Here is a 26,707-nt window from a genome sequence, read left to right as displayed (position 1 = left end):
GTCTTTCAGGTGCACACCAACATGCATAGCCCCTGCGCCGTCGTCCCCGTGTACAACCACGAAAGCGCCATCACCACGGTGGTCGATGCCCTGATCGCCAGCAACCTGCCGTGCATTCTGGTGGACGATGCCAGCAGCCCGAGCTGCGCCCGGGTGCTGGATCGCCTGGCCCAGCGTGAAATGGTTTATCTGATCCGCCTGGCCGAAAACCAGGGCAAGGGTGGCGCGGTCATGACCGGTTTGCGCGAAGCTTCGCGCCTGGGTTTCAGCCATGCCTTGCAGGTGGATGCCGATGGCCAGCACGATTTGCAGGACGTCAGACGCTTCATCGAACAATCACGCCGCCACCCACAGGCGGTGATTTGCGGTTATCCGCAATATGACGCCAGCGTGCCGAAAGGCCGTTTGTATGCGCGTTACCTGACTCACGTCATGGTCTGGATCAACACCCTGTCATTGCAGATTCGCGACTCCATGTGCGGTTTCCGGGTTTACCCATTGCCGCCGGTCCTGGCGCTGATCGAGTCAGCGAAAATCGGCAAGCGCATGGACTTCGACTCGGACATTCTGGTGCGCCTGGCCTGGCGCAATCAGCCGATGCAATGGCTGCAAACCAAAGTCCATTACCCGCTGGACGGCGTTTCGCATTTTCGGATGTTCCACGACAACGTCCTGATTTCCAGCATGCACACGCGGCTGTTCTTCGGCATGTTGCTGCGCGCGCCAGTGATCCTCTGGCGACGGTGGCGGGCATGAGTTCAGACAAGCAGCATTGGGCCGACCGCGAAGAACGGGGCAGTTTCTGGCTGATGAAGCTCACCGCGTTCGGTGCCAAAGTGCTGGGCCGTCGAGTACTGAGCCCAGTGTTGTACGGCATCGTGTTGTACTTTTTCCTGTTCGGCCGCAGCGCCCGACACAGCGCCTGGCAATACCAGCAACGCCTGGCCGACTGGAGCGGTCGCAGCGAATTGCGCCCGAGCCACTGGCGAGTGTTCGGCCAGTTCATGGCTTTCGCCGATTCGATGCTCGACAAACTCGACGTATGGAACGGCAAGCTGAGCATCGAACAGATCGAAATCATCGACCCGGCGCTGCTACGCGACCAGTTGCGCGGCGCCCGCGGGCAGATGCTGGTGGGCGCGCACCTGGGTAATCTGGAAGTCTGCCGCGCACTGGCGGAGCTCGGCGAGAAAGTCACGATGAACGTGCTGGTGCACACCAAGCACGCCGAACAGTTCAACCGTTTGCTGGGCGAAGCCGGGGCGACCAATTTGCGCCTGATCCAGGTCAGCGAACTGGACCCCGGGATCATGCTGCAACTGAGCGAGCGCCTGGAACGCGGCGAGTGGCTGGCGATTGCCGGCGACCGAGTGCCGCTGCATGGCGGGCGCTGCGTGACAGTGGACTTTCTCGGTCATCCGGCCAGGTTCCCCCAGGGCCCGTGGCTGCTGGCCGGCCTGCTGAAATGCCCGGTCAACCTGCTGCTGTGCCTGAAAAAGCCCGACGGCGACTATCGACTGACCATTGAACCCTTCGCTGACGCAATCACCTGGAAGCGCGGCGACCGTGAACAGGTCATTCATCAGTGGGCCTCCCGCTACGCCGAACGCTTGGGTCACTATTGCCTCGAAGCGCCCCAACAATGGTTCAACTTTTACCCTTTCTGGAAGACCGATGACGACGCCAACGCTTGAGCCGGTAACCTTCGGCGAACGCCCTTTGCGCATTGAAGATGTGCTGGCACTGGCCAACCGCAAGGTGCCGACGCAATTGCAAAGCGACCCTGCCTACCGCGAGCGCATCGCCAAGGGCGCGCGTTTTCTGGACTCTCTGCTGGACAAGGAAGGCGTGATCTACGGCGTAACCACCGGCTATGGCGATTCCTGCGTGGTCGCGGTGCCGCTGCATCACGTCGAGGCGCTGCCCCGTCACCTGTACACCTTCCACGGCTGCGGCCTGGGCAAACTGCTCGACGCCCAGGCCACCCGCGCAGTACTGGCGGCGCGTTTGCAGTCGTTGTGCCACGGTGTTTCCGGGGTGCGCGTGGAGCTGCTGGAGCGCCTGCAGGCGTTCCTTGAACACGACATCCTGCCGCTGATTCCGGAGGAAGGTTCAGTGGGCGCCAGTGGTGACCTGACGCCACTTTCGTACGTTGCCGCCACGCTGTCCGGCGAACGCGAAGTGATGTTCCGCGGCGAGCGCCGGCAGGCTGCCGATGTGCACCGCGAACTCGGCTGGCAGCCACTGGTGTTGCGTCCAAAAGAAGCCTTGGCGCTGATGAACGGCACCGCGGTGATGACCGGTCTGGCCTGCCTGGCGTACGCCCGCGCCGATTACCTGCTGCATCTGGCCACGCGCATCACCGCGCTGAACGTGGTCGCCCTGCAAGGCAACCCGGAGCACTTCGACGAGCGCCTGTTCGCGACCAAGCCACACCCGGGGCAGATGCAGGTCGCCGCGTGGTTGCGCAAAGACCTGGCCATCGACGCGCCGACCGCACCACTGCATCGCCTGCAAGACCGTTATTCCCTGCGCTGCGCACCCCATGTGCTGGGCGTACTGGCCGACAGCCTGAACTGGCTGCGCTCGTTCATCGAGATCGAGCTCAACAGCGCCAACGACAACCCGATCATCGACGCCGAGGCCGAGCGCGTGCTGCACGGTGGGCACTTCTACGGCGGGCACATCGCGTTCGCCATGGACAGCCTGAAAAACCTCGTGGCCAACGTCGCCGACCTGCTGGATCGGCAACTCGCGCTATTGGTTGACGAGCGCTACAACCATGGCTTGCCGAGCAACCTGTCCGGCGCCACAGCCGACCGCGCCATGCTCAACCACGGCTTCAAGGCTGTGCAGATCGGCACCAGCGCCTGGACCGCCGAAGCGCTGAAGAACACCATGCCGGCCAGCGTCTTCTCGCGCTCCACCGAATGCCACAACCAGGACAAAGTGAGCATGGGCACCATCGCCGCCCGGGATGCGATCCGCGTGCTGGAACTCACCGAACAGGTGGCGGCCGCTACACTGCTGGCGGCCAATCAGGGCGTCTGGCTGCGCGGCCAGGCCGAAGATGCACGCCCCCTGCCACCCGCGTTGGCCACCATGCATGAAGCCTTGGCCAAGGACTTCCCACCGGTCATCGAAGACCGCGCACTGGAAGGCGAATTGCGCCTGTGCCTGCAACGCATCGCCGAACAACACTGGAGGCTGCATGCGTAGCAAGGGATTTCTCTACACCGACACGGAAATCGCCGTACCGTTCTTTGACGTCGACAGCATGCACGTTGTCTGGCACGGCCATTACGTCAAATACCTGGAAGTCGCCCGCTGTGCGCTGCTGGACAAGATCGGCCACAACTACACGGCGATGAACGAATCCGGCTATGCGTGGCCGGTGATCGACCTGCAACTGCGCTACGTGCGCGGGGCGGTGTTCGGCCAGAAACTCAACGTGCGCGCCAACCTGGTGGAGTGGGAGAACCGCTTGAAGATCAACTACCTGATCAGCGACCTGCAAACCGGTGAGCGCCTGACCCGGGCCATGTCGGTACAGGTCGCCGTCGACATTGCCAGCCGCGAGATGCAATTGGCCTCGCCGAAGGTCTTCACCGACGCTGTCGAGAAGGCCCTGCCATGATGTTCTGCCATCCCCGTTCCCCTGTAGGAGCGAGCCTGCTCGCGATGGTCGTTAACGATAACGCCGGGTATCTGACACCCCGTGGCGCCCTCAGGTTTTTCGCGAGCAAGCTCGCTCCTACAGTGTTCTGCGTGTTACTGGGTATTCCTGGGCTGGCCAGCGCCTTCGATCTGCAACAGCTCAGCGATCAACTGGCCAGACCCGAGGTGATCCACGGCAATTTCATCCAGGAAAAACACCTGCGCGCCCTGCCCCAGCCGCTGACCAGCAAGGGCACGTTCGTGCTGGCAAAAAACCACGGCCTGTTATGGCTGTTGAAAACGCCCTTGCAACAGGACTATCGCATCACCACCAAAGGCATTGCCCGACGTGACGGCAGTGTTTGGCAAATGCTGCCGGGCAAAAGCGCCGGTGCCGAGCAGAACCGTTTGTTCCTCGCCGTGCTGCAAGGCGATAGCAGTGGCCTGCAACGGGATTTCGAGCTGTCCCTGAGCGGCGATGCGCAGAACTGGAAGCTCACGCTGCTGCCACGCTCGATGCTGCTCAAGCAGGTGTTCAACCAGATCAACATTACCGGCGCAGAACTGGTACACAGCATCGAACTGCTCGAGACCCAGGGCGACAGCACGTTGTTGCGCATGCAGGACAGCACCAGTACCCAACCGTTAAGCGACGCGGAGCAGCATGACTTTGCCGAGTGAACGGTGGTTGCCACGGCTGTTTCTGATCCTGCTGCTGGCAGTACTGGCGCTCGCTGGTTGGCAATGGCGTGACGGCGCGCCGCTGTCGGCCAACCTGATGGATCTGGTGCCCGGCACAGCGCCCGATGCTCTGGAACTGCGCGCCGAACAACGCATGCAAGAACCGCTGAACCGCGAAATGCTGGTGCTGGTCGGCCACAGCGATCGCCAGCAGGCCGTCGCCATGGCGCAGACACTCGGCGAGCAATGGCAGGCCAGCGGCTTGTTCGAAAAGGTCCAGTGGACCCTGCAAGCCGACTTGCCGGCGCTGCGCACGCAGTTGCTGCAAGGTCGCCTGGCGATGCTCCAGGCGGCGGACCGACAACTTCTGATCGAGCACCCCGACACTTTTATCCAGCAGCGGGTGCAGGCGTTGTTCGACCCGTTCAACGGTTACAGCCTGGTGCCGAGCCAGGACGACTGGCTGGGCCTGACCGGACGCATCCAGAACAGCCAGCCGCAACGTGGTTCGGTGCAGCTGGACATCGGCAGCGGCGCCCTGGTCGCCGATGCCGATGGCAAGAGCTGGGTGCTGCTGCGCGCGCGCACCACCGGCAACGCCTTCGACATGAACCTGCCGCTGCAAGTGGCCGACCTGCTCAAACACAGCCGCGAAGAAGCCGCCCGGCACGACGTGCAACTGCTCGCCGCCAGCGGCCTGTTGTACGCAGCCAGCGGGCAGCAGCAGGCCGCCCGGGAGATGACCTGGGTCGGCGGCGGTGCCACCGTGGGGATTTTGTTGCTGCTGCTGTTGGCCTTCCGGCGCTGGCGCGTTTTGCTGGCCTTCGTGCCGGTGCTGGTGGGCATGCTCTTCGGTGCGGTGGCCTGCGTGGCGTTGTTCGGCCATATGCACGTGATGACCCTGGTACTGGGTTCGAGCCTGATTGGTGTCGCGGTCGACTACCCCCTGCATTACCTGTCCAAGAGCTGGAACCTCAAACCCTGGCGCAGCTGGCCAGCCCTGCGCCTGACCCTGCCGGGCTTGACCCTGAGCCTGATCACCAGCGGCATCGGTTACCTGGCCCTGGCCTGGACACCCTTCCCGGCGCTGACCCAGATTGCCGCGTTCTCTGCCGCAGGGTTGCTCGGCGCCTATTTGTCCGCCGTGTGCCTGCTGCCCGCATTGCTCAAGGGCGTAGACCTGCGCCCGGCGCACTGGCCATTGCGCGTTTGCGAGTTTTTGCTGGGTTGCCGTGAAGCGCTGCTCAAACAGCTGAAAACGCCAGTCTTGCTGGCGCTGCTGGTCGCCTTTTGCGTGGGCGGCCTGTTGCAGCTGAGCAGCAAAAACGACATCCGCCAGTGGATCAGCGCACCGCAACAATTGACCGACGAAGCCCAGGCCATTGCCCGAATCACCGGCTATCAACCCACCAGCCAGTTCTTCCTGATACGCGCCGCCAATCAGCAGCAACTGCTCGAACGCCAGACCGCTCTGAGAGAACGACTGGATCAATTGACAGGCCTGGAAAAGCTCCAGGGTTATCTGTCGCTCAATCAACTGGTCAGCCCGCCGAACGAACAGCAACAGGTGCGCGCAGCGTTGAGCAAACTGTCTTCGTTCTGGCAACCCTTGCTCGAAATCGGCGTACCGGTCGAGGCGCTGCAAGCCGAGCTGACGAAGCTTCAGGCATTGCCGACCGTGGACATCGAAGCAGCGCTCAGCGGCCCGTTGGCAGAACCCTACCGGGCCCTGTGGCTGGGGCCGACCGAAGACGGCGTGGCGGCAATGGTCAGCCTGCAAGGCATCAACAACACGGCCCTGCTGCGGCTCCAGGGCGAGGATCTGCCCGGCGTGACACTGGTGGATCGACTGGGTGAGTTGAACAACGTCTTCGCGGCCACCCAAATCAGTGCCGCGGAACTGAAACTCGCCTCCTGCGTGTTGATCGTGCTGGTGCTGATCCTGCCATTCGGCCTCGGCGGTGCGTTGCGCATCGTGTCCCTGCCCCTGCTCGCGGCGTTGTGCAGCCTGGCCAGCCTCGGCTGGCTGGGGCAGCCGTTGACCCTGTTCAGCCTGTTCGGCCTGCTGCTGGTGACGGCGATCAGCGTCGATTACGCGATCCTCATGCGCGAACAGGTCGGCGGCGCAGCCGTGAGCCTGCTGGGCACCCTGCTGGCGGCGTTGACCACCTGGCTGTCGTTCGGCCTGCTGGCGGTATCGAGCACCCCGGCGGTGAGCAACTTCGGACTGTCGGTGAGCCTGGGCCTGATCTTCAGCTTCCTGCTCGCACCGTGGGCCGGTCGCCAGGTGCATGAGCCTACGGCCGTGGAGCGGGCAACATGATGGTCGTTCTGTTCTGGGCGATGGCACTGGTGTTGTTCGCCTTGGCGACCCGTGTCGGCCGGCATTTCGGCCTGATTCCCATCGTCAGCCAGTTGTTGCTGGCGACCCTCGGCTTGCCGCTGTTGATGTATTTCTGGATCGAGCCCCAATGGCAATTGAGCGGTGCGCAGCTGGTGTCGCCGGGCTGGCTGAAGAACCTCTACAGCCTGAGCTTTGCCCTGTTGCTGGGCTACATCCTCAGCGATGTGATCGACCTGCAACTGGATCGCCAAAGCCTGAAAATCGCCCTGCCCAGCTTTTGCATTCCGTTTGCCTGCGGTCTGGCCACGGCCATCTGGCTATTGCCGCCGCAACCGTGGATCAGCTCGCTGGCCGTCGGCCTGTTGTTCGCCATCACCGCGATTCCGGTGTTGTACCTGTACCTGCGGCACATCGATTACCCGCCCGCCGCCACCCGGCGACTGGTGCAAACCGCGATCCTCATCGACCTCGCCTGCTGGACCCTGTTCGGTATCGCCCAGGGCAGCCTGCACCTGAGCAGCCTGTTGCTGCCCCTGGCCGGCGCGTGCCTCCCGGTGCTGCTGCGGCTGCTGGGCCTGCGCCAGACGTGGCTTTACAGCCTGAGCTTTTTCGCCCTGCTGGTCGTCGCCGAACACTTCAAGCTCAATGCGCTGATTTTCGGCATCGGCTATGTGTTGATCATGGCCGCGCTGAAAGCCCCACTGGTCCTGCCGTTGCCGGCCATCTGGATGAGCCGCTTGCAGACGTACATCGCCATCCCGCTGATCCTCACGTTCGGCATCGTGCAGATCAACGTGCACAGCGCGATGGACAGCCTCGGCTGGATGCAACTGGTCGCCCTGCTGCTGTTGCCGATGCTGAGCAAACTGCTGGGCAACTGGCTCGGCCTCGGCTGGGCCGGGGCCTCGTTCCAGGGTGCCAGCCGCTGGCGGGAAAGTGTGCTGCTGAACATCCGTGGCTTGAGCGAGATCGTTTTTCTCAACCTGCTGCTGCAACAGCAACTCATAAGCCCGCCGCTGTACTTTGCCCTGATGCTGATGGGCCTGATCGCTACACTGCTGCCAGCCCTGACCGGCATGCACCGAATCCCCCTGAAAGCCGCTGTCCCCGCAAGGAGCCCCCATGCCAACCATTGAGATGGAATGCCGCCAGGTCGTGATCATCGGCGCCGGTCCTTCCGGCGCCATCGCCGCGGCATTGCTCAAGCGCAAGGGACACGATGTGCTGGTGATCGAGCGGCAGCATTTTCCACGGTTTTCCATCGGTGAAAGCCTGTTGGCCCATTGCCTGGATTTCGTCGAAGAAGCGGGCATGCTCGACGCCGTCAACGCCGCCGGCTTCCAGCTGAAAACCGGTGCCGCGTTTGCCTGGGGCGAGCGCTACAGCGCCTTCGATTTCGGCGAGACGTTCAGCCACGGCAAATCGACGACGTTTCAGGTCCAGCGCGCCGATTTCGATAAGCTGCTGGCCGATCAGGCCGCGCTGCAAGGCGTGGAGATCCGCTATGGCGAAACCATCGTCAGTGTCGACATTGCCCCGGGAAAACCGCAGCTCGGCATACGCCGCGAAGACGGTAGCGAGTACCGCGTGGAGGCAGATTTCCTGCTCGATGCCAGTGGATACGGCCGCGTGCTGCCGCGCTTGCTCGACCTCGAGGCGCCGTCGAACTTCCCGGTGCGCCAGGCCGTGTTCACTCACGTCGAAGACCGTATCGACCTCCCGGCCTTCGACCGCAGCAAGATCCTGGTGACCACTCATCCGACCCAGCGCGACGTGTGGTTCTGGACCATCCCGTTCAGCAACGGGCGCTGCTCGGTCGGCGTGGTCGCCGCAGAGGAGCGTTTCGCAGGCCGCAGCGACAATCTGGACGAGTGCCTGCGCGGCTTTATCGCCGAGACGCCAAGCCTGGCCCGCGTGTTGCAAAATGCGCAGTGGGACACCGAGGCCCGAACCATCGGCGGTTACTCGGCCAACGTCAAAACCCTGCACGGCCCGGGCTTCGCGCTGCTGGGCAATGCCGCGGAATTCCTCGACCCGGTGTTTTCCTCCGGCGTGACCATCGCCATGCGTTCGGCGAGCATGGCCGCTGGGGTATTGCACCGTCAGCTGCAAGGCGAGGCCGTCGACTGGCAAACCGAGTTCGCCGAACCGCTCAAGCGCGGCGTCGACACGTTCCGCTGCTATGTCGAAGGCTGGTACGCGGGGACATTCCAGGACGTGATTTTCCATGAGAGCAGTTCACCGGAAATCCGCGGGATGATCAGTTCCATTCTTGCCGGTTATGCCTGGGACCGACGCAATCCGTTCGTCAGCGAAGCCAGGCGCCGGTTGAAGGCGATTTCGGAGTTCTGTGCAAGGGATGCGTCATGAACTACTTGAGCGACAACTACGTCGAAGAAACCCGTTTCGGTTTGTGGTTCCTGCGCAGCCAGATCTGGCAACACTATGTGCTGCGGTTGGCGATCAACGACTTGCACAACCTGTTCAGCGAAGCGCTGCCTGTCAGCCCGGTGCTGCTGGATGCCGGTTGCGGCCAGGGCAAGTCATTCCCGCTGCTGCGCCAGGCCTTTGCGCCCGGTCGTCTGATTGGCGTCGATGCTGATCCACAAAGCCTGATCCAGAGCCGCGAAGAAGCGGCCCGCCAGGGCATGGAAGTGGAGTTGATCGGCGGCGACTGCGCCAGCCTGAACCTGCCGGACGCCAGTATCGACCTGCTGTTCTGTCACCAGACCTTCCATCACCTGGTGGAGCAGGAACAGGCACTGGCCGAGTTCTACCGCGTACTCAAACCCGGCGGTTATCTGCTGTTCGCCGAATCCACCGAGGCTTACATTGATACCTGGGTGATCCGCTGGTTGTTTCGCCACCCCATGCACGTGCAGAAAAGCGCTGCGCAGTACCTGCAAATGATTCGCCGGCAAGGTTTCGAATTTACCGCGCAAAACGTGTCTTATCCGTACCTGTGGTGGAGTCGCGCCAAGGATTTCGGCCTGCTCGAATACTTGGGTGTGTGCAAGCCAAAACCCTTTGGCCAACGGGAAGAAACCCTGGTCAATGTGGTGGCGCGCAAACCTTTTGAAGGAACTGTGTGATGTTCATTGCCAACCGCTCGAAGCACAAAACCTGTGGGAGCGGGCTTGCTCGCGAAAGCGGTGGGTCAGCCGACATCAGTGTTGAAAGTACTGCCGTCTTCGCGAGCAAGTCGAATCGTCGCACCGCCGCTCCCACATGGATCGCAGGCATCTTACTGCTCACTGCAGCCCTGCTGTTGAGCGCCTGCGCCGGCCGGGCGCCACTGCCCGAGCACAATCCGGATCTGCCGTTGCCGCTGCAACTGCACATCCAGCTCTTGCAGCCCGACGACCGCCAGGACTGGGTGCTGGTGATCCAGCGTGAAGAGACGGGTATTCGCTGGTCGATGATGGACCTGTTGGGCATTCCCCAGGCCCGCCAGAAATTGATCGATAAAACCTGGGAGTCCGATGGTTTCCTGCCGCCCAATCCGCAAGCCCGGGAACTGTTCGCGGCGCTGCTGTTTGCGCTGACGCCGCAAGAAGAACTGGCGGCCAACTATCCCGGTGCCTGGCAGTACGGCAGACAACGGTCCCTGCCCGAGCGCTGGGACATTCGCTACGCACAACCGCAGAATTTTGAATTGAAGCTACCGCATGGTCCGAGCTATCAAGTCACGCCCCTGAGCGGTGAAACGCCATGACGGCTTACCTCAATGCCCTAGGATTGGTCTGCGCGCTGGGCCGTGACAGGCAGGAAGTCGCCCGCAACCTGTTTGCCGGCGACTGCGGCGGCATGCGCGAACAAACCGGGTGGGTGCCGCAACGCACGCTGCCGGTCGGTGCGGTCCTGGGCAAACTGGCAAGCATTCCGGCCGACATGTCGCGCCATCACAGTCGCAACAATCAGTTGTTGCTGGAGGCCACGTTGCAAATCCGCGCGGACATCGACAGCGCGATCCAGACCTACGGCCGCGACCGCATCGGTGTCGTGCTGGGCACCAGCACCTCGGGTATCGACGAGGCCAGCCAGGGAATGGCGCATTACCTGCGTGAAAAGCAGTTCCCTGCCGAGTACGACTATCAGCAACAGGAACTCGGGGCGCCGGCGAACTTCCTCGCCGAGTGGCTGCAATTGAGCGGGCCGACCTATGTCATTTCCACGGCCTGCACCTCCAGCGCCCGGGCCTTGATGAGCGCCCAGCGCCTGTTGGACCTTGGCATGTGCGACGCGGTGCTGTGTGGCGGTGTCGACACCTTGTGCAAGCTGACACTCAACGGTTTCTCGGCGCTCGAAGCGGTCTCGGAACAACGCTGCAATCCGTTTTCGGTGAACCGCAATGGCATCAACATTGGCGAAGCCGCGGTGCTGTTCCTGATGACCAGACGTACAGCCGACAGCCAGGCGATTGCCTTGCTCGGCAGCGGCGCCAGTTCCGATGCGCATCACATCTCCGCCCCGGAACCGACTGGTCGTGGCGCCCTGCAAGCGATGCGCAAAGCCCTGGGCCGCGCCAACCTGCAACCGGAGCAGATCGCTTATCTGAACCTTCACGGCACCGCCACCCAGCACAACGACGCCATGGAAAGCCAGGCCGTGGCGACCCTGTTCCCGGCTGGCGTACCCTGTTCATCGAGCAAACCCATGACCGGTCACACCCTCGGTGCCGCCGGGGCGCTGGAAGCGGCGTTCTGCTGGTTGAGCCTGAGCCCGGACAATCGCGAGCATGCCCTGCCGCCTCACGTCTGGGACGGACAGCCCGATCCCGAATTGCCGCCGCTGCAATGGGTGACCCCGGCCACTCGCCTGACGTCCATTGCACCCCGCTATCTGATGAGCAATTCCTTTGCCTTCGGTGGCAACAACGTCAGCCTGATTATCGGAGACGCCCCATGATTGACTGGCCGATCGCCGAACTGCTGCCCCACGCGGGTGACATGATTCTTATCGATCAGATCCTGGCGTTCGATGAAGAGCAGATTCACACGCGCCTGACCGTCAAGCCCGATGGCCTGTTCAATCTCCCCGACGGCAGCCTGCCGGCCTGGGTCGGCATCGAACTGATGGCCCAGAGCGTGGCCGCCTTCGCCGGTTGCCATGCGCGCCAGCGCGGGGATGAGGTGGAATTGGGCTTCCTGCTCGGCAGCCGAAAATTCGAATGCAACGTCGAAAGTTTTCCGGCCGGCACCGAGTTGACCATCCACGGTATTCGCTCCCTGGAAGACGATAACGGCATGGGCGTGTTCGAATGCCACATCAACGCCCCCGGCATTCACGTTACCGCCCGTCTGAATGTGTTCCGCCCACCCCAGGCCGCTCAATATCTCCATGAACCCGAAGGAGTCCAGTGATGACTGAATCCGTACTGGTCACCGGTTCCAGCCGTGGCATCGGCCGCGCCATCGCCTTGCGCCTGGCCCAGGCCGGGCACGACATCGTGTTGCATTGCCGCAGCGGCCTGGCGGACGCCGAAGCCGTCAAGGCCGAAGTCGAGGCCTTGGGCCGTCGTGCGCGCATCCTGCAGTTCGACGTGGCCGACCGCGCCCGCTGCAAGGAAATTCTCGAAGCCGACGTGGAAACCCACGGCGCCTATTACGGCGTGGTGCTCAATGCCGGCCTGACCCGCGACGGTGCCTTTCCCGCCCTTAGCGAGGAGGATTGGGATGTGGTGATGCGCACCAATCTCGACGGTTTCTACAACGTGCTGCACCCGGTGATGATGCCGATGATCCGTCGTCGCGCCGCCGGGCGGATTGTCTGCATCACCTCGGTGTCGGGTTTGATCGGCAACCGTGGCCAGGTCAACTACAGTGCCTCCAAGGCCGGGTTGATCGGCGCGGCCAAGGCATTGGCGATCGAGCTGGGCAAGCGCAAAATCACCGTTAACTGTGTCGCACCCGGCCTGATCGACACAGCCATGCTCGACGAGAATGTGCCGGTGGAAGAACTGATGAAAATGATCCCCGCACAACGCATGGGCACCCCTGAAGAGGTGGCCGGCGCGGTGAATTTCCTGATGTCGGCGGAAGCCTCGTACATCACCCGGCAGGTTCTGGCCGTCAACGGAGGCCTGTGCTGATGAAGCGCGTCGTCGTCACCGGCATGGCCGGTATCACCTCACTGGGCAGCGACTGGGACACCATCGCCGGCAACTTCGCGGCCAACCGCAGCGGCATCCGCCGGATGGACGAGTGGGATCGTTTTACCGAGCTCAACACACGCTTGGCTGGCCCCATCGATGACTTCAAGGTGCCAAGCCACTGGACCCGCAAGCAACTGCGCAGCATGGGCCGGGTCTCGCGGCTTGCCGTGGGTGCGGCGGAGATGGCGCTGGCCGACGCCGGCCTGCTGGGCGACGAATCGATCAAGGACGGGCGCATGGGCGTCGCCTGCGGCTCCTCCACCGGCAGCACCGACGAGATCAAGGCGTTCGGCAACATGCTGCTCAACTCAGTGGCCGAAGGCCTGAACGCCAACTCCTACGTGCGGATGATGCCGCACACCACCGCGGCCAATATCAGCATCTTCTTCGGCCTCACCGGTCGCCTGATTCCCACCTCCAGCGCCTGCACCAGCGGCAGCCAGGGCATCGGCTATGCCTACGAGGCGATCAAGTTCGGGCGCCTGCCGCTGATGCTCGCTGGCGGTGCCGAGGAACTGTGCCCGACCGAAGCCATGGTCTTCGACGCGCTCTACGCCACCAGCCTGAAGAACGACACCCCACAACGCAGCCCGCGCCCCTACGACACCGCACGCGACGGCCTGGTGATCGGCGAAGGCGGCGGCATGCTGGTGCTCGAGGAACTGGAACACGCCCTGGCCCGTGGCGCACACATCCATGCCGAGATCGTCGGTTTCGGCAGCAACGCCGACGGCCAGCACACCACCCGTCCGGAACAAATCACCATGCGCCGCGCCATGGAACTGGCCCTGGAAGACGCCGGGCTGAAACCTTCGGACATCGGCTACGTCAACGGCCACGGCACCGCGACCGAACAGGGCGACATCGCCGAAACCCTGGCCACCAGCAGCCTGTTCGGCGAGCACATGCCGATCAGCTCGCAGAAAAGCTTCCTCGGCCACACCCTCGGCGCCTGCGGTGCGCTGGAGTCCTGGTTCAGCATTGAAATGATGAACCGCGACCTGTACGCCCACACCTTCAACCTCGACGAAGTCGACCCGCACTGCGGCAAGCTCGATTACCTGCGCGGCGAGTTTCGGCAGATGAGCAACCAGTACGTGATGAACAACAACTTTGCGTTTGGCGGAGTGAATACGTCGCTGATTTTCAAGCGCTGGCTGTAACCTAAAATATTTCCCCTGTAGGAGCGAGCCTGCTCGCGAAAAACGTCCGGGCACCGCGTTCATTCAGGCTGCCCGCGTTATCGTTGACGTCCATCGCGAGCAGGCTCGCTCCTACAAGGATTCTCGCCTCCCCGGACGATCACGGTGGATCAAGGTTATCCAACACCCGATTCACCGCCAGCTCCCCCAACATGATCGACTGCTGAATCCCCAACATTGTATTGCTCTGCGCTCCGTTCAGACTCCTCGCAAAATCACTCGCCATGACATTGGCTGATGCCAGCGACACGCAGGCGTATTCCAGCAGGGTGTGGTTGTCGATATCGGGGGCGATGAGGAAGAGGGTACTCGGTTGGCGTGGCGCGTCCGGATCGGTGTCCGGTGACTTTGGCGTATTGGTCATGATTCAGCGTCCTGAAAGTGGCGGCCACACCGAATCACGACGGATCAAAAGGGTGGCAGCTGTACGCAGGTTAGCAGACCGGACGAAGCGCAAACCGGCGCGCCCGAAGGCGCCCTGCGCACAGCTACCGTCAAGGGCAGGTATGGACATACCTGCCTATCAGGAGCGCAAATGCGCTTTACTTCGATACGGGCTGCTAAACCCGATCACTGACCATCAGTGACGCGAATCAAGTTAGCGATAGCCCTCAAAGCGCACAAGCCGGCGGATTCTGGAGTAGTTGTAGGCAGCGCCGCAAGGCGCTGTAGCCTCTCCGGGACTGTTCAGAAATGTCCCACAAACAGTGGTAAAGCTTCTGATCCTCTGTAGGAGCGAGCTCGCTCGCGATGGTCGTTAACGATGACGCGTGTTTCCTGGATGCACGCGGCGCTCTTTAGTCCATCGCGAGCAGGCTCGCTCCTACATTGCGAATGACAGCGCAACCGTTAACCTTCAAACCCGCATTGCGGCAAACTCGGCTACCTGTGCGGAGAGTTTCGGCGCTGGCCGTAACAAGGCAATTAAAAGAAATATCTACGAGCAATAAATCGCCACAAACAATGCCCCGCAAAGAAATGACACATTCGGAAACCGGAGCACGTCATTTCGGAAACGCCCCACAATCAGAATTTTAGTTTCGCGTTAGAGTCATGACCTTCTGCGATATCTCGGAACACCCACCACAATGGTAACGATCAATACAAGCAATCCGGCGTTGTACATCACGACATTGGTACTCTCCAGTGTGACGAGCTATTACATAGTATTTTCAAATTACACCGATGGTATCTACCCGACCAACCAGGACTCGATAGCGATTCCATTTGTTGCTACTACCGGGTTACTGGCGATGCTTTTACTGTTATCCCTAAGCCAATACCCCCTGTACAGGCAGCTGAAATCCGGAAAACCACCAAGCTTGATTGCAACTTCATTCGCACTCTTTTCAACGACAATTTCATCCTTGCTGCTTATCGAAAGCACAAATTACTGGTTCAGTCCAAATCACTTCACCCTATCCACGCTGTACTTCATCACGCTCTCGACCTATCTATTCCATCAATTCAAATTGTACAAAAGGCTCGTCTCGCCGATAAAGCAAGGCTCCCAAAGAGGCTAATCCGGTTGATAGAGCATTCATCAGCGTTTTTACGCCAGGGGCTCAACCTTACGCGTCAGCAACTCGACAAACGCCCGCGCCATCGGCGACTTCTGATCCTTGCGCTGCACCAGCCACACCGCCGACACCGCCGCCGGATCGAGCAAGGGCCGATAGACCACGCCATCAATGCGCATCCGCTGATAAGACGCCGGCAACACCGACACACCGAGCCCCGCCGCCACCAGACCAATGATGGTCATCGCCTCGCCGGCCTCCTGGGCGAAGTGCGGGCTGAAGCCGGAGTCCCGGGCCAGGCTGAGCAGCTGCGCATACAGGCCACTGCCGTAGCTGCGCGGAAAAAACACAAAGGGCTCAAGCGCCAGGGCTGACAGGAACAAGCCCTCCTCACTGCCCTCTACCAAGGGGTGCTTGGAACTGAGCACCGCGACCAGTGGCTCGCGCATCAGTTCGACCACGTTGAGGCAATCCGGCAGCCCGAGCGGGCGCATGATCCCGACTTCAATCGACTCGTCCACCAGCGCATCGGCCACCTGGGTGCTGCTCATTTCCCGCAGGTTCAGGTGCACTGCGGGGAAGCGCTGGCGGAAAGAGAAAATCGCCTGGGGAATGGTCGAGTTGAAGGGTGCCGACGAGGTGAAGCCGATTTTCAGCTCACCCAACTCGCCCAGTTGCGCCCGTCGCGCGACATCTGCCGCTTTGTCGACCTGCGCCAGCACCAGCCGCGCCTCTTCCAGAAACAGCCGACCGGCCTCGCTCAGCTCGACCCGACGATTGGTACGTTCGAACAACCGGGCGCCGACTTCCTGTTCCAGCGCCTGAATTTGCTGGCTCAGCGGTGGCTGGGAGATACCCAGCACTTGTGCGGCGCGGCCGAAATGCAGTTCTTCGGCGACGGCGATGAAGTAGCGCAGATGACGCAATTCCATGGAAACCCAATTAGGTCGTAAAAGCTATCAAACAGGTCGAACAATATATTGGATTGAATCATTAGCCAGCTATATGCTTTTTTCACTGCCTGACCGGCTGCGCCCTCCGAGGTCCAACGTGAAAACTGCTGTCGCCCCACTCGCCCATGAAGTTTCACCTTCAGTGCCGGACGCTATCGCCGCTGAGCTGGCGGAGATCTACATCGAAAAAGGCACCCCGGCCTTCATGCGCACGGTGCTGGCGTTGTTCTGCGGCGGTTTTGCGACTTTCGCCCTGCTCTACTGCGTGCAGCCGATGATGCCGCTGCTGTCCGACGAGTATTCCATCAACGCGGCGCAAAGCAGCCTGATCCTGTCTATCGCCACCGGCATGCTTGCCATCGGCCTGCTGATCACTGGCCCGATTTCCGACCGTATCGGACGTAAACCGGTGATGGTGGCAGCTCTGTTCGCCGCTGCGCTGTGCACCATGGCCAGTGCGATGATGCCGAGCTGGCACGGTGTGCTGCTGATGCGTGCGCTGATCGGATTGTCGTTGAGCGGTCTGGCGGCTGTCGCCATGACCTACCTGAGCGAAGAGATCCACCCACAGCACATCGGCCTTGCCATGGGTTTGTACATCGGTGGCAACGCGATTGGCGGGATGAGCGGACGCTTGATCACCGGGGTATTGATCGACTTCGTCAGCTGGCACACGGCGATGCTGGTGATCGGTGGCCTGGCGCTGATTGCCGCGGCGGTGTTCTGGAAAATCCTCCCCGAATCGCGCAACTTCCGCGCCCGCTCGCTGCATCCGCGCAGCCTGCTCGACGGTTTCACCATGCACTTTCGCGACGCCGGTCTGCCGCTACTGTTTCTAGAAGCCTTTGTGCTGATGGGCGCGTTCGTCACGCTGTTCAACTACATCGGCTACCGCCTGCTGGCCGCGCCGTACAACATGGAACAGGCCTTCGTCGGGTTGCTGTCGGTGGTGTACCTGTCGGGCATCTACAGCTCGGCGAAAATCGGCTCGCTGGCCGACAGACTCGGCCGCCGCAAAGTGCTCTGGAGCACCATCGCGCTGATGATCGGTGGTCTCGCCCTGACGATGTTTACGCCATTGCCGCTGGTGATCATCGGCATGCTGATCTTTACCTTCGGCTTCTTCGGCGCCCACTCGGTGGCCAGCAGCTGGATCGGTCGCCGCGCCACCAGGGCCAAGGGGCAAGCATCGTCCTTGTACCTGTTCAGCTACTACGCCGGGGGAAGCATCGCCGGTACGGTGGGTGGCGTGTTCTGGCACCTGGGCGGCTGGAACGGGATCGGGTTGTTCATCGGCACGCTGCTGGTGATTGCGCTGCTGATCGCGTTGAAGCTGGCGAAGTTACCGTTGTTGCCGCAGAACACCTCGGCTACTTGAGCACCACCCGCGCCTCCAGGGCATCGTCACGCTTCTCCAGCGTCAGGGTTTGTAGCGCGACGCCATCGCGCTCGATCCCATCGAGCCACTGCATCAAGGGTTGCGCGTTGCCATTGAGGGTCACGCGAAGCAGATCGATTTCACTCTCCATCTGACGGATTTCCAACCCCGCCGCCGTAGCGCTTTCGCTGATGCGCAGCGATAGCGGTTTTTCGCTGTCGACGGGGACATGGCTGCGCGGTAACGCCCGCTGCAGTTGCGCGGCCAGCCCTGCCTGCTGTTGATACTGTCGCTCGACTGTTTCCAGCCGCTGCCGGGTCGGTTGCCAGATCAGGCTGAAAGCCACAACCGCCAACAAAAAAGCCCCCGATACCTGCAGCAGCCGCTGTTCGCGCACGGAAATGCGCCGCCATGCCTGCTTCATGCCTCGTCCTCCACGGTGAGGGTGGCGTGCACCCGGTCAGCGGCTTTGTTCGCGCTGTCGAGCCGGACGGGCGTGCCTTGTTGTCGCCCGCGTTCCCGCAACTGCTCCAGCTCGGTAAAGCCGCTGGAGGTCAGCTGGATTTTCCAGCCTTCGCCTGCTCGAAACTCGATGCGCTGGACCTCGACCGGGCTAGCGCCAATCACCTGCTCAATCAACCGGACCAGCCCGGCAATGCGGGTGTTTTGCGATTCGACAGGCTGGCTTTGCAGGGCCTTGAGTTGCGCGGCCATGTCGACGATGCGGCTCTGTTCAGGGTAGAGCGCCTTGAATCGCAGTTCATTCTGGATTGCGAGGCGGCTGGCTTCGCTGTCAAGTAAGCGGATCCGCGTTTCGCTGGCACCCCAGGTCAACAGCGCCAGCATCAACAACGCCCACCCGCCGGCACGCCAGGGCAGACGCTTGCCCTGTGGGGCGAATGCGCCTTGCAGCAGGTTGATGGCCCGGGTCGGGCGCTGAGTCAGGCATTGGTCGATGACGGCGGGGGACTCACGCTCATCCAGCCATTGCATGTCGTTGGGCAATGACGGAGTGAGCAGCGTCAGGTCGTCTTGCGACATCGCCAGGCGCGCCGACAGGCCTGCACCCAACAACCAGCGCCCGAACCACCAGGCGCCGCACGGCTGATCGCCGGACAACAGATCGGCATCGACGAACACCCCGCGCACCTCAATACCCGCCTCGCGCAGCAAGTCGAGCACGGTGGCCAACCGTTCGCGACCAATGACCATGACCGGGTAGCAGCCGTCACTATCACGAGCGCCAACGCTCAGATGCACAACTTCCAGCGCTTCACTCAGTTGATCTTCCACGGCGTAAGCCATGGCCTGGGCTTCGGGCCTGCGTCGCGAAGGCCATGGCTCGCTGCGAACCCAACTGCACAGTTCCATGGGCAGCAGCACATCGACCGCCTGCCCCTGCAATGCCGAGGCCGCCTGATTCAGTGGCATCGGCTGACGTTGACAGGTTGGCGACCACAGGACGCAGGGCCAGAGGCCGGATGGCGCGTCCTGCCCCTCGGCGGTCAGGTAAAGCCAAGTGTTCATCGCGGTCTCTCGTGGCTACTCATGGGAAGAAAACGTCGTTGCAGCACCGTCAGCTGTCGAGCCTTGGGGTCGTGCCCGACATCCGTGGCCAGGCGCAGTTCGCGCCCGTCCCGGGTCACCTGCACCCTTATCCGATACCAGCGGCTTTGGGTACCAAGTCCGTGATTGCTCAGGCCCTGCCCGGAGAGCAGCGGGTCCTGGGTAAACGCCTGGACGCTCGCCCAGGGCGTGGTTGCCGCCTGATGCGCCAGCGCATCGGCGGTCGCGGCGTCCACCTCGCCGAGTGTTCTCAACAGCAGCGCCGGCGCAGTGTTGATGTTCAAGGCGGTTTCGGTGGGCAGCAGTGCCACCCAGGGCTCCAGCCGCTGCAGCAGGCGAGCGTCAATGCCAGGCAGCAAGCGCAGCTGGCTCAGTTCCTCCAGCGGTCCCACCTGGCTCAGTTGCAGAGGAGGCAGTTCGAGCAGTTCGAGCAGACGCGCCCAACGGTTGAGGGTGACCTGATCCACCTGCCCCTGGCGTAACAACGCATTGAGATTGAAGCGCCCGGCGAGATCATCGATATCGATTCGGATCTGCGCATCTTCAACGTCGAAACCTGGCGCCATGGCCGTCCAGCCTTGAAACCGCTCGACGGGTTTTTCCGCGTCCTGTAACGCGTCGCGCAACAGCAACAACGCCCAGGTTTCCCCGTCCGATGCGAGCTGCCGCAGCTGCATCTGCAGCAACTGTTGCCCACTGCTTTGCAGCGAAAGGTGATGGCTGCGCAACAAGCCGCCGGTGATCAGCAGCGCCAGGCTCATGACCAGCAATACACTGATCAACGCAATGCCGCGTTGGCGCCCGTTCATGGCAATGCACCCGGCATTGGCAACACCCGACGAATCGATTTGAAGCGCCCGGCCGAGATTTGCACCTCCAGCGCCATGAGCGCCTTCGTATCCTGCCCGGCCGACCAATGAGCGACCCAGCCGGACTGGCTGTCGAACAAACGCCAGCGCAACTCACGAACGCCTTCGAGCAGTCTTTGCCGTTGCACGAACTCCGTACCTTCGCCCTGGCTTTCGCGCCACAGCACGCTGCCTTCGAGTCGATAGGTCAGTATCTGGCGCTCACTGCGCGGTTGGTCCAGAGGATTGCGCCAGTGACTGCGCTGGAACTGAAAAAGCGGCGGTGCGAGCACCATCGGCTGCGCAGCGACGTGCAGCAGATCCCGCTCGATCACCGCCATCGCTCGTTGCAGGTTCCTCAGCTCTCGCTCGTGGGCCGCCGTGCCCTGTTGCACTCGCAGCACGCTATCGAACAAGCCCCAACTGGCCAGCCCCAGCACGGCGAAGATGGCCATGGCGATGACCAGCTCCAGCAAGGTGAACCCACACTGCCTACTCATGGCTCGCGGGTATCCAGCCACTGGCACGATACAACGCGTGCGCACTGTTCGCCGGGCTGACCTGAATGTCGACCTGGAGTAAACGCAGATCGCGGGTGACGCTGATGTGCTGTTGCAGCACCCAGTCGCGCTGATCCATGGACACGACCTGTTGTTGCTGGCCGGCCGTCAGGCCGGATTGCAGGCGTAGCTCGTTCAACCGGTTATCCGCCAGCCACGCCGCGAACAGCCGTGTCTCGACGGCGTTGCGCTGTTTCACCGCATATTGACTGGCCGACAGCACGGCTGCCGCCAGTGTCGCGAAGACCGCCAGGGCCACCATGATTTCCAGCAGCGTGAAGCCTCCCATGGACGACAAGGATGACCGGCTAGCCATCGATCGCCACCTCGCCGATGCCATCGCCGGACAGGCTCAACCAGGTCCTGTTGCCGGACTCGAATGTCAGCGTGAAGGCACTGGTTTCATCGTTGCTGAGCAACAGCAACTGCGGCGGTCCTTCTTCGGCGTCCAGCCCTACCGCATAGCCGTCCTGCTGCAAACGTACTCGCACGCTCAGGGGCCAGTCAGTCAGTTCCTTCACCGGCTCCCACCCACGAACTCCCAGATGCATCAGCCGGTAGCCACGGGCACTCAGCCGCAAGCCATACTCCTGGCCCTCGAACACCGCACGCTCACGCAACTGATGAATCACCTGAACCATCGCTTCGGCTTCCTGCCTGACCTCGCGCGCGGGACTGCCCCCACCGACAAAGCTCACCATGCCCAGCAAGACGCCAACCACGACAATCACGATCATCAGTTCCAATAACGTAAACCCCCGACAGCGGTAACCCACGGATCAATGGCCCCAATTGCCGATTTCGGCGGCAAACCCTTCGCCGCCCGCTACGCCATCGGCGCCCAGGGAATACAGGTCGTAAGTGCCGTCTACCGACCGTACACCCGGGTTGAGGTACTGATAAGGCGTGTTCCACGGGTCGACCGGCATGCTCTTGAGGTAGCCCTGAGGGTTCCAGCCACGCGCCACGGGCAGTCCGGAGGGGCGCTTGACCAGCGCTTCCAGGCCTTGCTGGGTCGATGGGTAATGGGCGTTGTCGAGGCGATACATTTCCAGGGCTGTGGCGATGGCCTGAATATCGATTCTGGCGGCAGTGACCTTGGCTTGATCGGGGCGACTCATGAACTGTGGCACCACGATAGCCCCCAGCACGCCGATGATGACTACCACCACCATGATTTCGATCAGGGTAAAACCGCGTTGCGCGCGGGAAAGGTTTTTGCGGACAGGTTGCATGGATCAATTCACCAATTGGTTGAGGCTGAGAATCGGGAGCAGGATGGCCATGACGATCAGCAGCACGACGCCGCCCATCAACACCAGCATGGCCGGCTCGAAGAGGCCCACCACCAGCGCAATGCGCGCGGCGAGGCTGTTTTCCTGTTGTTCGGCGGCCCGGGCCAGCATGCGGTCGAGTTCGCCGGCACGTTCGCCGCTGGCGATCATGTGCAGCATCATCGGCGGGATGTCACCGCTCAGCTCCAGGCCACGGGTGAGCGTTGCGCCTTCGCGGACCGAGCGGGCGACATCGACCATCCGCGCGCGGATGGTCAGGTTGCCGATGACCGCGGCAGCAATTTCCAGGGCGTCCACCAACGGCACGGCACTTTTGCCGAGGATTGCCAGGGTGCTGGCAAACCGTGCGGCTTCCATGGCACGCAGCACTTCACCGAGGACTGGCGCATTCAGCACCCAACGATGCCAGCGCAGACGCCACTGCGGCTGCTGCCAGCTCCAGCGCCACAGGCCGAACAGCGTCGCCAGCACGCTCATCAACAACAGGAAATGGTTGCGCAGGCCGTTGCTCACGCCAATCAGCGCCCGGGTCAGCCAGGGCAACGGCTGTCCGCTGTCGACGAAGATCTTCACCACATCCGGTACCACATAACCAAGCAGAAAACCGACGATTGCCAGGCTGGCCAACATCAGGATCAACGGGTACACCAGGGCCATCTGGATCTTTTGCCGCGAGGCCTGGCGGGCCTGGGTGTAGGCCGCCAGTTGCTCCAGCACATGGCCCAGATGCCCCGAGCGTTCCCCGGCGGCCACGGTGGCGCGAAACAACTCGGGGAAGGCCCTGGGAAACTGCCCCAATGCCGAGGCCAGTGCGTGGCCTTCCATCACCCGGCTCCTGACCGCCCAGAGCAAGCTCGCAACCTTGCGCTTCGAGCTCTGCTTCGCCACCGCATCGAGCGCTTCCTCCAGGGGCAGTCCGGCCTGAACCAGCGTTGACAGTTGCAACGTCAACAACGCCAGATCAGCAGCACTCAGGCGTCCACCTCGCGACTGCTGACCCGCACCGCCGCCCCTGACCTCGGTCAAGACACGCGGCCACAAACCACGTTCACGCAACAACTGTCGCCCATGGCGGGGCCCATCGGCCTCCAGCCGTCCCTTGCAGGATCGTCCCTGGGCATCGCGGGCGCGGTAGTCGAAGGTCGGCACCGGTCAGTTCTCCTGGGTCACACGCAGCAACTCATCGAGACTGGTCAATCCTTCCAGCACCCGCTGGCGCCCGTCCTGGAACAGGCTGCGCGAGACCTTGCGCGTTTCGTCGACGAGGATTTGCTCGCTGGCGCCCTGATGGATCAACGCCGAGACGGCGGGTGTGACGCTGATCAGTTCATAAATCCCGATGCGTCCGCGTTAACCGTGCTGGCACTGTTCACAGCCCGAGGCCTTGAACAGGGTGTGCGGCGTGCTCGTGTCGAGCCCAAGACGCTGGCAGGCCGCCGCATCGGCGAGGTACGAAACCTTGCAATGGGGGCACAAGGTGCGCAACAGACGCTGGGCCAGAACGCCCACCAGCGAGGACGCCAGCAGATAGGCATCGACGCCCATGTCTACCAGCCGCGTGACCGCGCCGGCCGCGCTGTTGGTGTGCAAGGTCGAGAGCACCAGATGCCCGGTCAAGGACGCCTGGACAGCGATTTCGGCTGTTTCGCGGTCACGGATTTCGCCAACCATCACCACGTCCGGGTCCTGGCGCAAGATCGCCCGCAGGCCCCGGGCGAAGGTCATGTCGACCTTCGGATTGACCGGCATCTGGCCGACACCCGGCAGGTGGTATTCGATCGGGTCTTCGACCGTCAGGATGTTGCGGGTCTGGTCGTTCAGGCTGCTCAGGGCGGCGTACAGGCTGGTGGTCTTGCCGGAACCGGTCGGCCCGGTCACCAGCACAATACCGTGGGGCTTGCCCAACAGATGGCGCAGGGCCGCGAGGATATCGTCCGGCATGCCCAGCCGGTGCAGATCCAGGCGCCCGGCCTGCTTGTCGAGCAAACGCAGTACCACCCGTTCGCCGTGGGCCGAAGGCAGCGTCGAGACCCGCACATCGACTTCATGCCCGGCCAGGCGCAAGGCCATTCGCCCATCCTGGGGTACGCGTTTTTCCGCGATGTCCAGGCGCGCCATGACCTTGATCCGCGACACCAGCAGTGTCGCCAGTTCGCGCTTGGGCCTGAGCATTTCACGCAGTTGGCCATCCACCCGCATACGCACCGACAGGTACTGTTCGAAGGTTTCCAGGTGCACATCCGAGGCATGCTCACGCACCGCTTCACCGAGCAGCGCGTTGATCAGGCGAATGATCGGCGCGTCGCCCTGTTGCTCCAGCAGGTCGGCGGTTTGCGGAACCTGATCGACCAGGCTGAGCAAGTCCAGTTCTTCGTCCAGCCCTTGGGCAACTTGCTCCACCGCACTGCGCCCCTCGCGATAGGCCGCCGCCAGGCGCGAGGCGTACTCATCGGCCCCGACGATTTGAAATGGCAACGCCCGTCCGCACACCCGGCGCGCTTCCGCCAATGCGGTGAGCGGCGCATCACTACGCAGGGCAAGGCGCAGGGCGTCGCCGTCATGCTCCAGCAACACGCCAAAACGCCGGGCGAAGCCGAAGGGCAATTGCTCGCAGAGTTCGCTCATGGATTCACTGCGCCTTGCCGCGCAAATCGAATATTGGCGCGTCGGTGGCCGGTTCGAACAACCCGCGCGCCTCGGATGGCAGCAACAACGAGTTGTTTTCCCCTGCCCCTGATTTGCTCAAGTCACGCAGCGCGTTGTAACGCTGCTGGCTGACCTGGGACAGGTCTTCCTTGCTGCGCACGATGGTCGGGCGCAAGAACACCATCAGGTTGCTTTTGGTCTGGGTGTCGCGGCTCCAGCGGAAGATCGCGCCGAGGTAGGGAATGTCCCGCAACAGCGGCACGCCGCTTTTCTGGGTACGCACGCTGTCCCTGATCAGGCCGCCGATCACGATGATTTCGCCATCGTCGGCGAGGATGGTGCTCTTGAGCGCTCGCTTGTTGGTGATCAGGTCCGAGGAATCAATGCCCGACACCGAAGGCGCGATGTCCGACACCTCCTGCTCGACCTCCAGGCGTAACGTCGAGCCTTCGTTGATGTAAGGCTTGATCTTCAGGCTGATGCCGACGTCCTTGCGCTCGACGGTGGTGAACGGATTCTCCGCGCCGTTGCTGTTGGTGGCATAGGAGCCGGTCTTGAACGGCACGTTTTGGCCGACGATGATTTCGGCTTCCTGATTGTCCAGGGTCAACAGGCTTGGCGTGGACAGCAGGTTGCTGTGGGTGTTGCTGGCCAGGGCCGAAACCAGCGCACCGAAGCGGTCGCCGCCCAGTTGCAGGATCGCCCCTTCCGGCGCCGATCTTTTCTCGTCGAACTTCAGCCCGCCGATGATCGGAATGTCGGTGCCGGGAAAGTTGATGAAGCCCTTGGCGTCACCCGTGTTGAGGTTCCACTGCACGCCGACGGCCTCGGCGATGTCGCCGGAGATTTCGACGATGGCGGCATGGATCAACACCTGGGCCCGTGGCTGGTCCAGCTGACGCACGATGTTTTCGATGGTCCGCACCTGCGCGGGTTCGGCGATCAGCACCAGCGCGTTCTGGCTTTCGTCGGCCTTGATCATGAAGCTTGCACCGCCAGACGTGTCCTTGGCGCTGCCGACGACGGAAGTCTGCTTTCTGCCCTGCCCCATCGACTCCAGAATCTCGGCCAACTGCTTGGCATCGCTGTGACGCAGGCGAATCACCCGGGCATTGTCGAGGGTCGTGGTGGCCGGCGTATCGAGACCTCGGGCCAGCTCGATCAAGCGCTGGCGGACGACCGGCGGACCGATGAAAATCAGGCGATTGGTCCTGGTGTCGGCCAGCACCTGTATGGCTGACTCGGCATTGCGCTTGCCCATGGTGGCCTCGATTACCGGCGCGACATCGCCCGCCTGGGCATGCTTGAGCTGAACCACCGCATGCAGGTTGTTCTGACCGGAATCCAGCTCACGGATCACCCGGGCGATGCGCTTAACATTGGCAGCCGTATCGGTCAGTACCAACGCGTTGGCCGACACCGAGGGGCCAACATAACCATTGGCAGAGACCAATGGCCGCACCAACCCGGCAATATCGGTGGCGCTACCGGTGTTCAAGCCGATGACTTCGGTTACGAACTGCGACGCCGTGGTGGTTTTTACCGTGCCCTGGCCGGCCCGTGTCCTGGCCTCGGCAACCGGGGTGATGAGAATCCGGTCGCCCTCATCGATCACTGTGAAGTTATGGGCATCGAGCACCGAATAGAACAACCGGCGCACCCCTTCACGATCGAGGGCCTGCCGGGACATGACGGTGATTCGACCGGAGACTTTGGGGTCCAGTACCACGGTGGTCCCCAGAATGTTGGAGATCTCTTCGACGATGTCGCGCAGCTCTGCGTTGTTCATCGCCAGTTGCCATTTTTCTTCCTCGGCCTGAAGTGTGCCGTGGGAAAGCGTTAGCGCCATGGCGACGAAAAAAAGCACCGGTCGCAGTGCTTGTGCACCGAGAAAGCTATTCAT

Annotated in this window: 26 protein-coding genes and 1 pseudogene; 15 read left to right on the top strand and 12 right to left on the bottom strand. The window is 62.3% G+C overall.

Features of this window, described 5'->3' with window-relative positions:
* Positions 1-21 precede the first annotated feature (21 nt).
* The 14 genes from KGB29_RS11790 to KGB29_RS11725 are packed head-to-tail and all read left to right on the top strand — an operon-like array spanning position 22 to position 13,999.
* Positions 22-756 carry a glycosyltransferase family 2 protein gene (locus KGB29_RS11790; RefSeq protein ID WP_154861162.1) on the top strand — a complete coding sequence of 245 codons (735 nt, stop codon included), beginning with the start codon at positions 22-24 and terminating at the stop codon, positions 754-756.
* The gene (locus KGB29_RS11785) at positions 753-1,694 is read left to right on the top strand and encodes a glycosyl transferase (protein ID WP_150811933.1); all 942 of its coding nucleotides are present in this window, start codon (positions 753-755) and stop codon (positions 1,692-1,694) included. Before KGB29_RS11790 ends, KGB29_RS11785 begins: the two co-directional genes overlap by 4 nt.
* Complete coding sequence (gene hutH / locus KGB29_RS11780; protein WP_150811934.1) at positions 1,675-3,219, top strand: histidine ammonia-lyase; 1,545 nt, start codon at positions 1,675-1,677, stop codon at positions 3,217-3,219. The genes KGB29_RS11785 and hutH overlap by 20 nt, the downstream gene beginning before the upstream one ends.
* Positions 3,212-3,637, top strand: a complete 426-nt coding sequence (locus tag KGB29_RS11775; RefSeq protein ID WP_150811935.1) for an acyl-CoA thioesterase — start codon at positions 3,212-3,214, stop codon at positions 3,635-3,637. Before hutH ends, KGB29_RS11775 begins: the two co-directional genes overlap by 8 nt.
* Positions 3,634-4,338 carry an outer membrane lipoprotein carrier protein LolA gene (locus KGB29_RS11770; protein WP_154910333.1) on the top strand — a complete coding sequence of 235 codons (705 nt, stop codon included), beginning with the start codon at positions 3,634-3,636 and terminating at the stop codon, positions 4,336-4,338. Before KGB29_RS11775 ends, KGB29_RS11770 begins: the two co-directional genes overlap by 4 nt.
* Positions 4,322-6,661 carry an MMPL family transporter gene (locus KGB29_RS11765; RefSeq protein ID WP_154910332.1) on the top strand — a complete coding sequence of 780 codons (2,340 nt, stop codon included), beginning with the start codon at positions 4,322-4,324 and terminating at the stop codon, positions 6,659-6,661. The genes KGB29_RS11770 and KGB29_RS11765 overlap by 17 nt, the downstream gene beginning before the upstream one ends.
* On the top strand, positions 6,658-7,818 hold the full coding sequence (locus KGB29_RS11760) for a sodium:proton antiporter (RefSeq protein WP_154910331.1): 1,161 nt from the start codon (positions 6,658-6,660) through the stop codon (positions 7,816-7,818). Before KGB29_RS11765 ends, KGB29_RS11760 begins: the two co-directional genes overlap by 4 nt.
* The gene (locus tag KGB29_RS11755; RefSeq protein ID WP_154910330.1) at positions 7,805-9,052 is read left to right on the top strand and encodes an NAD(P)/FAD-dependent oxidoreductase; all 1,248 of its coding nucleotides are present in this window, start codon (positions 7,805-7,807) and stop codon (positions 9,050-9,052) included. Before KGB29_RS11760 ends, KGB29_RS11755 begins: the two co-directional genes overlap by 14 nt.
* Positions 9,049-9,774 carry a class I SAM-dependent methyltransferase gene (locus KGB29_RS11750; protein ID WP_090452726.1) on the top strand — a complete coding sequence of 242 codons (726 nt, stop codon included), beginning with the start codon at positions 9,049-9,051 and terminating at the stop codon, positions 9,772-9,774. Before KGB29_RS11755 ends, KGB29_RS11750 begins: the two co-directional genes overlap by 4 nt.
* On the top strand, positions 9,774-10,397 hold the full coding sequence (locus KGB29_RS11745) for a DUF3261 domain-containing protein (protein WP_150811941.1): 624 nt from the start codon (positions 9,774-9,776) through the stop codon (positions 10,395-10,397). The genes KGB29_RS11750 and KGB29_RS11745 overlap by 1 nt, the downstream gene beginning before the upstream one ends.
* On the top strand, positions 10,394-11,590 hold the full coding sequence (locus tag KGB29_RS11740; RefSeq protein ID WP_154910329.1) for a beta-ketoacyl-[acyl-carrier-protein] synthase family protein: 1,197 nt from the start codon (positions 10,394-10,396) through the stop codon (positions 11,588-11,590). Before KGB29_RS11745 ends, KGB29_RS11740 begins: the two co-directional genes overlap by 4 nt.
* Positions 11,587-12,045 carry a hotdog family protein gene (locus KGB29_RS11735; RefSeq protein WP_057712326.1) on the top strand — a complete coding sequence of 153 codons (459 nt, stop codon included), beginning with the start codon at positions 11,587-11,589 and terminating at the stop codon, positions 12,043-12,045. Before KGB29_RS11740 ends, KGB29_RS11735 begins: the two co-directional genes overlap by 4 nt.
* Positions 12,045-12,773, top strand: coding sequence for a 3-oxoacyl-ACP reductase FabG (gene fabG / locus KGB29_RS11730; protein WP_102671137.1), 729 nt, complete (start codon positions 12,045-12,047; stop codon positions 12,771-12,773). Before KGB29_RS11735 ends, fabG begins: the two co-directional genes overlap by 1 nt.
* Entirely contained in the window at positions 12,773-13,999 is a 1,227-nt protein-coding gene (locus tag KGB29_RS11725; RefSeq protein ID WP_154910328.1) for a beta-ketoacyl-ACP synthase, read from the top strand. The genes fabG and KGB29_RS11725 overlap by 1 nt, the downstream gene beginning before the upstream one ends.
* A gap of 139 nt (positions 14,000-14,138) precedes the next feature.
* On the opposite strand, the gene KGB29_RS11720 is transcribed toward KGB29_RS11725, so the two are convergent.
* Positions 14,139-14,402, bottom strand: coding sequence for a DUF6124 family protein (locus KGB29_RS11720; RefSeq protein ID WP_154910327.1), 264 nt, complete (start codon positions 14,400-14,402; stop codon positions 14,139-14,141).
* Between the two features lie 1,188 nt (positions 14,403-15,590).
* The gene (locus tag KGB29_RS11715; RefSeq protein ID WP_154910326.1) at positions 15,591-16,490 is read right to left on the bottom strand and encodes a LysR family transcriptional regulator; all 900 of its coding nucleotides are present in this window, start codon (positions 16,488-16,490) and stop codon (positions 15,591-15,593) included.
* A 118-nt stretch (positions 16,491-16,608) separates the two neighbouring features.
* Between KGB29_RS11715 and KGB29_RS11710 the strand changes: the two genes are divergently transcribed.
* A complete protein-coding gene (locus tag KGB29_RS11710) occupies positions 16,609-17,889 on the top strand; it encodes an MFS transporter (protein WP_154910325.1) in 1,281 nt (426 codons plus the stop codon).
* Here KGB29_RS11710 and gspM read toward each other — a convergent pair.
* From gspM to gspD, 10 genes and pseudogenes are all read right to left on the bottom strand, one after another.
* Positions 17,882-18,313, bottom strand: coding sequence for a type II secretion system protein GspM (gene gspM / locus KGB29_RS11705; protein WP_154861175.1), 432 nt, complete (start codon positions 18,311-18,313; stop codon positions 17,882-17,884). The genes KGB29_RS11710 and gspM overlap by 8 nt on opposite strands.
* Positions 18,310-19,416, bottom strand: coding sequence for a type II secretion system protein GspL (gene gspL / locus KGB29_RS11700; RefSeq protein ID WP_154910324.1), 1,107 nt, complete (start codon positions 19,414-19,416; stop codon positions 18,310-18,312). Before gspL ends, gspM begins: the two co-directional genes overlap by 4 nt.
* Entirely contained in the window at positions 19,413-20,264 is an 852-nt protein-coding gene (locus KGB29_RS11695; protein WP_150811949.1) for a type II secretion system protein GspK, read from the bottom strand. Before KGB29_RS11695 ends, gspL begins: the two co-directional genes overlap by 4 nt.
* Positions 20,261-20,803 (bottom strand): type II secretion system protein GspJ, encoded by a 543-nt coding sequence (locus KGB29_RS11690; protein ID WP_154910323.1) that lies wholly within the window; start codon positions 20,801-20,803, stop codon positions 20,261-20,263. Before KGB29_RS11690 ends, KGB29_RS11695 begins: the two co-directional genes overlap by 4 nt.
* Positions 20,796-21,179, bottom strand: coding sequence for a type II secretion system minor pseudopilin GspI (gene gspI / locus KGB29_RS11685; RefSeq protein ID WP_057712337.1), 384 nt, complete (start codon positions 21,177-21,179; stop codon positions 20,796-20,798). Before gspI ends, KGB29_RS11690 begins: the two co-directional genes overlap by 8 nt.
* A complete protein-coding gene (gspH, locus tag KGB29_RS11680) occupies positions 21,172-21,639 on the bottom strand; it encodes a type II secretion system minor pseudopilin GspH (RefSeq protein WP_154910322.1) in 468 nt (155 codons plus the stop codon). The genes gspI and gspH overlap by 8 nt, the downstream gene beginning before the upstream one ends.
* Positions 21,640-21,642: 3 nt before the next feature.
* Entirely contained in the window at positions 21,643-22,098 is a 456-nt protein-coding gene (gene gspG, locus KGB29_RS11675) for a type II secretion system major pseudopilin GspG (protein WP_057712339.1), read from the bottom strand.
* Between the two features lie 3 nt (positions 22,099-22,101).
* Positions 22,102-23,307, bottom strand: coding sequence for a type II secretion system inner membrane protein GspF (gene gspF, locus KGB29_RS11670; RefSeq protein WP_150811953.1), 1,206 nt, complete (start codon positions 23,305-23,307; stop codon positions 22,102-22,104).
* 3 nt (positions 23,308-23,310) lie between these two features.
* Positions 23,311-24,783, bottom strand: a pseudogene (gene gspE / locus KGB29_RS11665) (type II secretion system ATPase GspE).
* 4 nt (positions 24,784-24,787) lie between these two features.
* Positions 24,788-26,707: a type II secretion system secretin GspD gene (gene gspD / locus KGB29_RS11660; RefSeq protein ID WP_154910321.1), complete on the bottom strand. Its 1,920-nt coding sequence runs from the start codon at positions 26,705-26,707 to the stop codon at positions 24,788-24,790.

Source organism: Pseudomonas sp. BF-B-30 (genome assembly GCF_019956305.1).
GTDB lineage: Bacteria > Pseudomonadota > Gammaproteobacteria > Pseudomonadales > Pseudomonadaceae > Aquipseudomonas > Aquipseudomonas jessenii.
The sequence above is the reverse complement of the archived record's forward strand: the minus strand, read 5'-3'. Positions and strand labels throughout refer to the sequence as shown.

Excerpts from the sequence above, each read along its gene's own strand:
- KGB29_RS11725 (WP_154910328.1), top strand. The coding sequence starts at position 12,773 with ATGAAGCGCGTCGTCGTCACCGGCATGGCCGGTATCACCTCACTGGGC.
- KGB29_RS11785 (WP_150811933.1), top strand. The coding sequence starts at position 753 with ATGAGTTCAGACAAGCAGCATTGGGCCGACCGCGAAGAACGGGGCAGT.
- KGB29_RS11720 (WP_154910327.1), bottom strand. The coding sequence starts at position 14,402 with ATGACCAATACGCCAAAGTCACCGGACACCGATCCGGACGCGCCACGC.
- KGB29_RS11790 (WP_154861162.1), top strand. The coding sequence starts at position 22 with ATGCATAGCCCCTGCGCCGTCGTCCCCGTGTACAACCACGAAAGCGCC.
- KGB29_RS11755 (WP_154910330.1), top strand. The coding sequence starts at position 7,805 with ATGCCAACCATTGAGATGGAATGCCGCCAGGTCGTGATCATCGGCGCC.
- KGB29_RS11775 (WP_150811935.1), top strand. The coding sequence starts at position 3,212 with ATGCGTAGCAAGGGATTTCTCTACACCGACACGGAAATCGCCGTACCG.
- KGB29_RS11695 (WP_150811949.1), bottom strand. The coding sequence starts at position 20,264 with ATGAACGGGCGCCAACGCGGCATTGCGTTGATCAGTGTATTGCTGGTC.
- KGB29_RS11690 (WP_154910323.1), bottom strand. The coding sequence starts at position 20,803 with ATGAGTAGGCAGTGTGGGTTCACCTTGCTGGAGCTGGTCATCGCCATG.
- gspI (WP_057712337.1), bottom strand. The coding sequence starts at position 21,179 with ATGGCTAGCCGGTCATCCTTGTCGTCCATGGGAGGCTTCACGCTGCTG.
- KGB29_RS11745 (WP_150811941.1), top strand. The coding sequence starts at position 9,774 with ATGTTCATTGCCAACCGCTCGAAGCACAAAACCTGTGGGAGCGGGCTT.
- KGB29_RS11735 (WP_057712326.1), top strand. The coding sequence starts at position 11,587 with ATGATTGACTGGCCGATCGCCGAACTGCTGCCCCACGCGGGTGACATG.
- gspD (WP_154910321.1), bottom strand. The coding sequence starts at position 26,707 with ATGAATAGCTTTCTCGGTGCACAAGCACTGCGACCGGTGCTTTTTTTC.
- KGB29_RS11715 (WP_154910326.1), bottom strand. The coding sequence starts at position 16,490 with ATGGAATTGCGTCATCTGCGCTACTTCATCGCCGTCGCCGAAGAACTG.
- gspM (WP_154861175.1), bottom strand. The coding sequence starts at position 18,313 with ATGAAGCAGGCATGGCGGCGCATTTCCGTGCGCGAACAGCGGCTGCTG.
- KGB29_RS11760 (WP_154910331.1), top strand. The coding sequence starts at position 6,658 with ATGATGGTCGTTCTGTTCTGGGCGATGGCACTGGTGTTGTTCGCCTTG.
- KGB29_RS11770 (WP_154910333.1), top strand. The coding sequence starts at position 3,634 with ATGATGTTCTGCCATCCCCGTTCCCCTGTAGGAGCGAGCCTGCTCGCG.
- fabG (WP_102671137.1), top strand. The coding sequence starts at position 12,045 with ATGACTGAATCCGTACTGGTCACCGGTTCCAGCCGTGGCATCGGCCGC.
- KGB29_RS11750 (WP_090452726.1), top strand. The coding sequence starts at position 9,049 with ATGAACTACTTGAGCGACAACTACGTCGAAGAAACCCGTTTCGGTTTG.
- gspL (WP_154910324.1), bottom strand. The coding sequence starts at position 19,416 with ATGAACACTTGGCTTTACCTGACCGCCGAGGGGCAGGACGCGCCATCC.
- gspG (WP_057712339.1), bottom strand. The coding sequence starts at position 22,098 with ATGCAACCTGTCCGCAAAAACCTTTCCCGCGCGCAACGCGGTTTTACC.
- KGB29_RS11740 (WP_154910329.1), top strand. The coding sequence starts at position 10,394 with ATGACGGCTTACCTCAATGCCCTAGGATTGGTCTGCGCGCTGGGCCGT.
- hutH (WP_150811934.1), top strand. The coding sequence starts at position 1,675 with ATGACGACGCCAACGCTTGAGCCGGTAACCTTCGGCGAACGCCCTTTG.
- KGB29_RS11765 (WP_154910332.1), top strand. The coding sequence starts at position 4,322 with ATGACTTTGCCGAGTGAACGGTGGTTGCCACGGCTGTTTCTGATCCTG.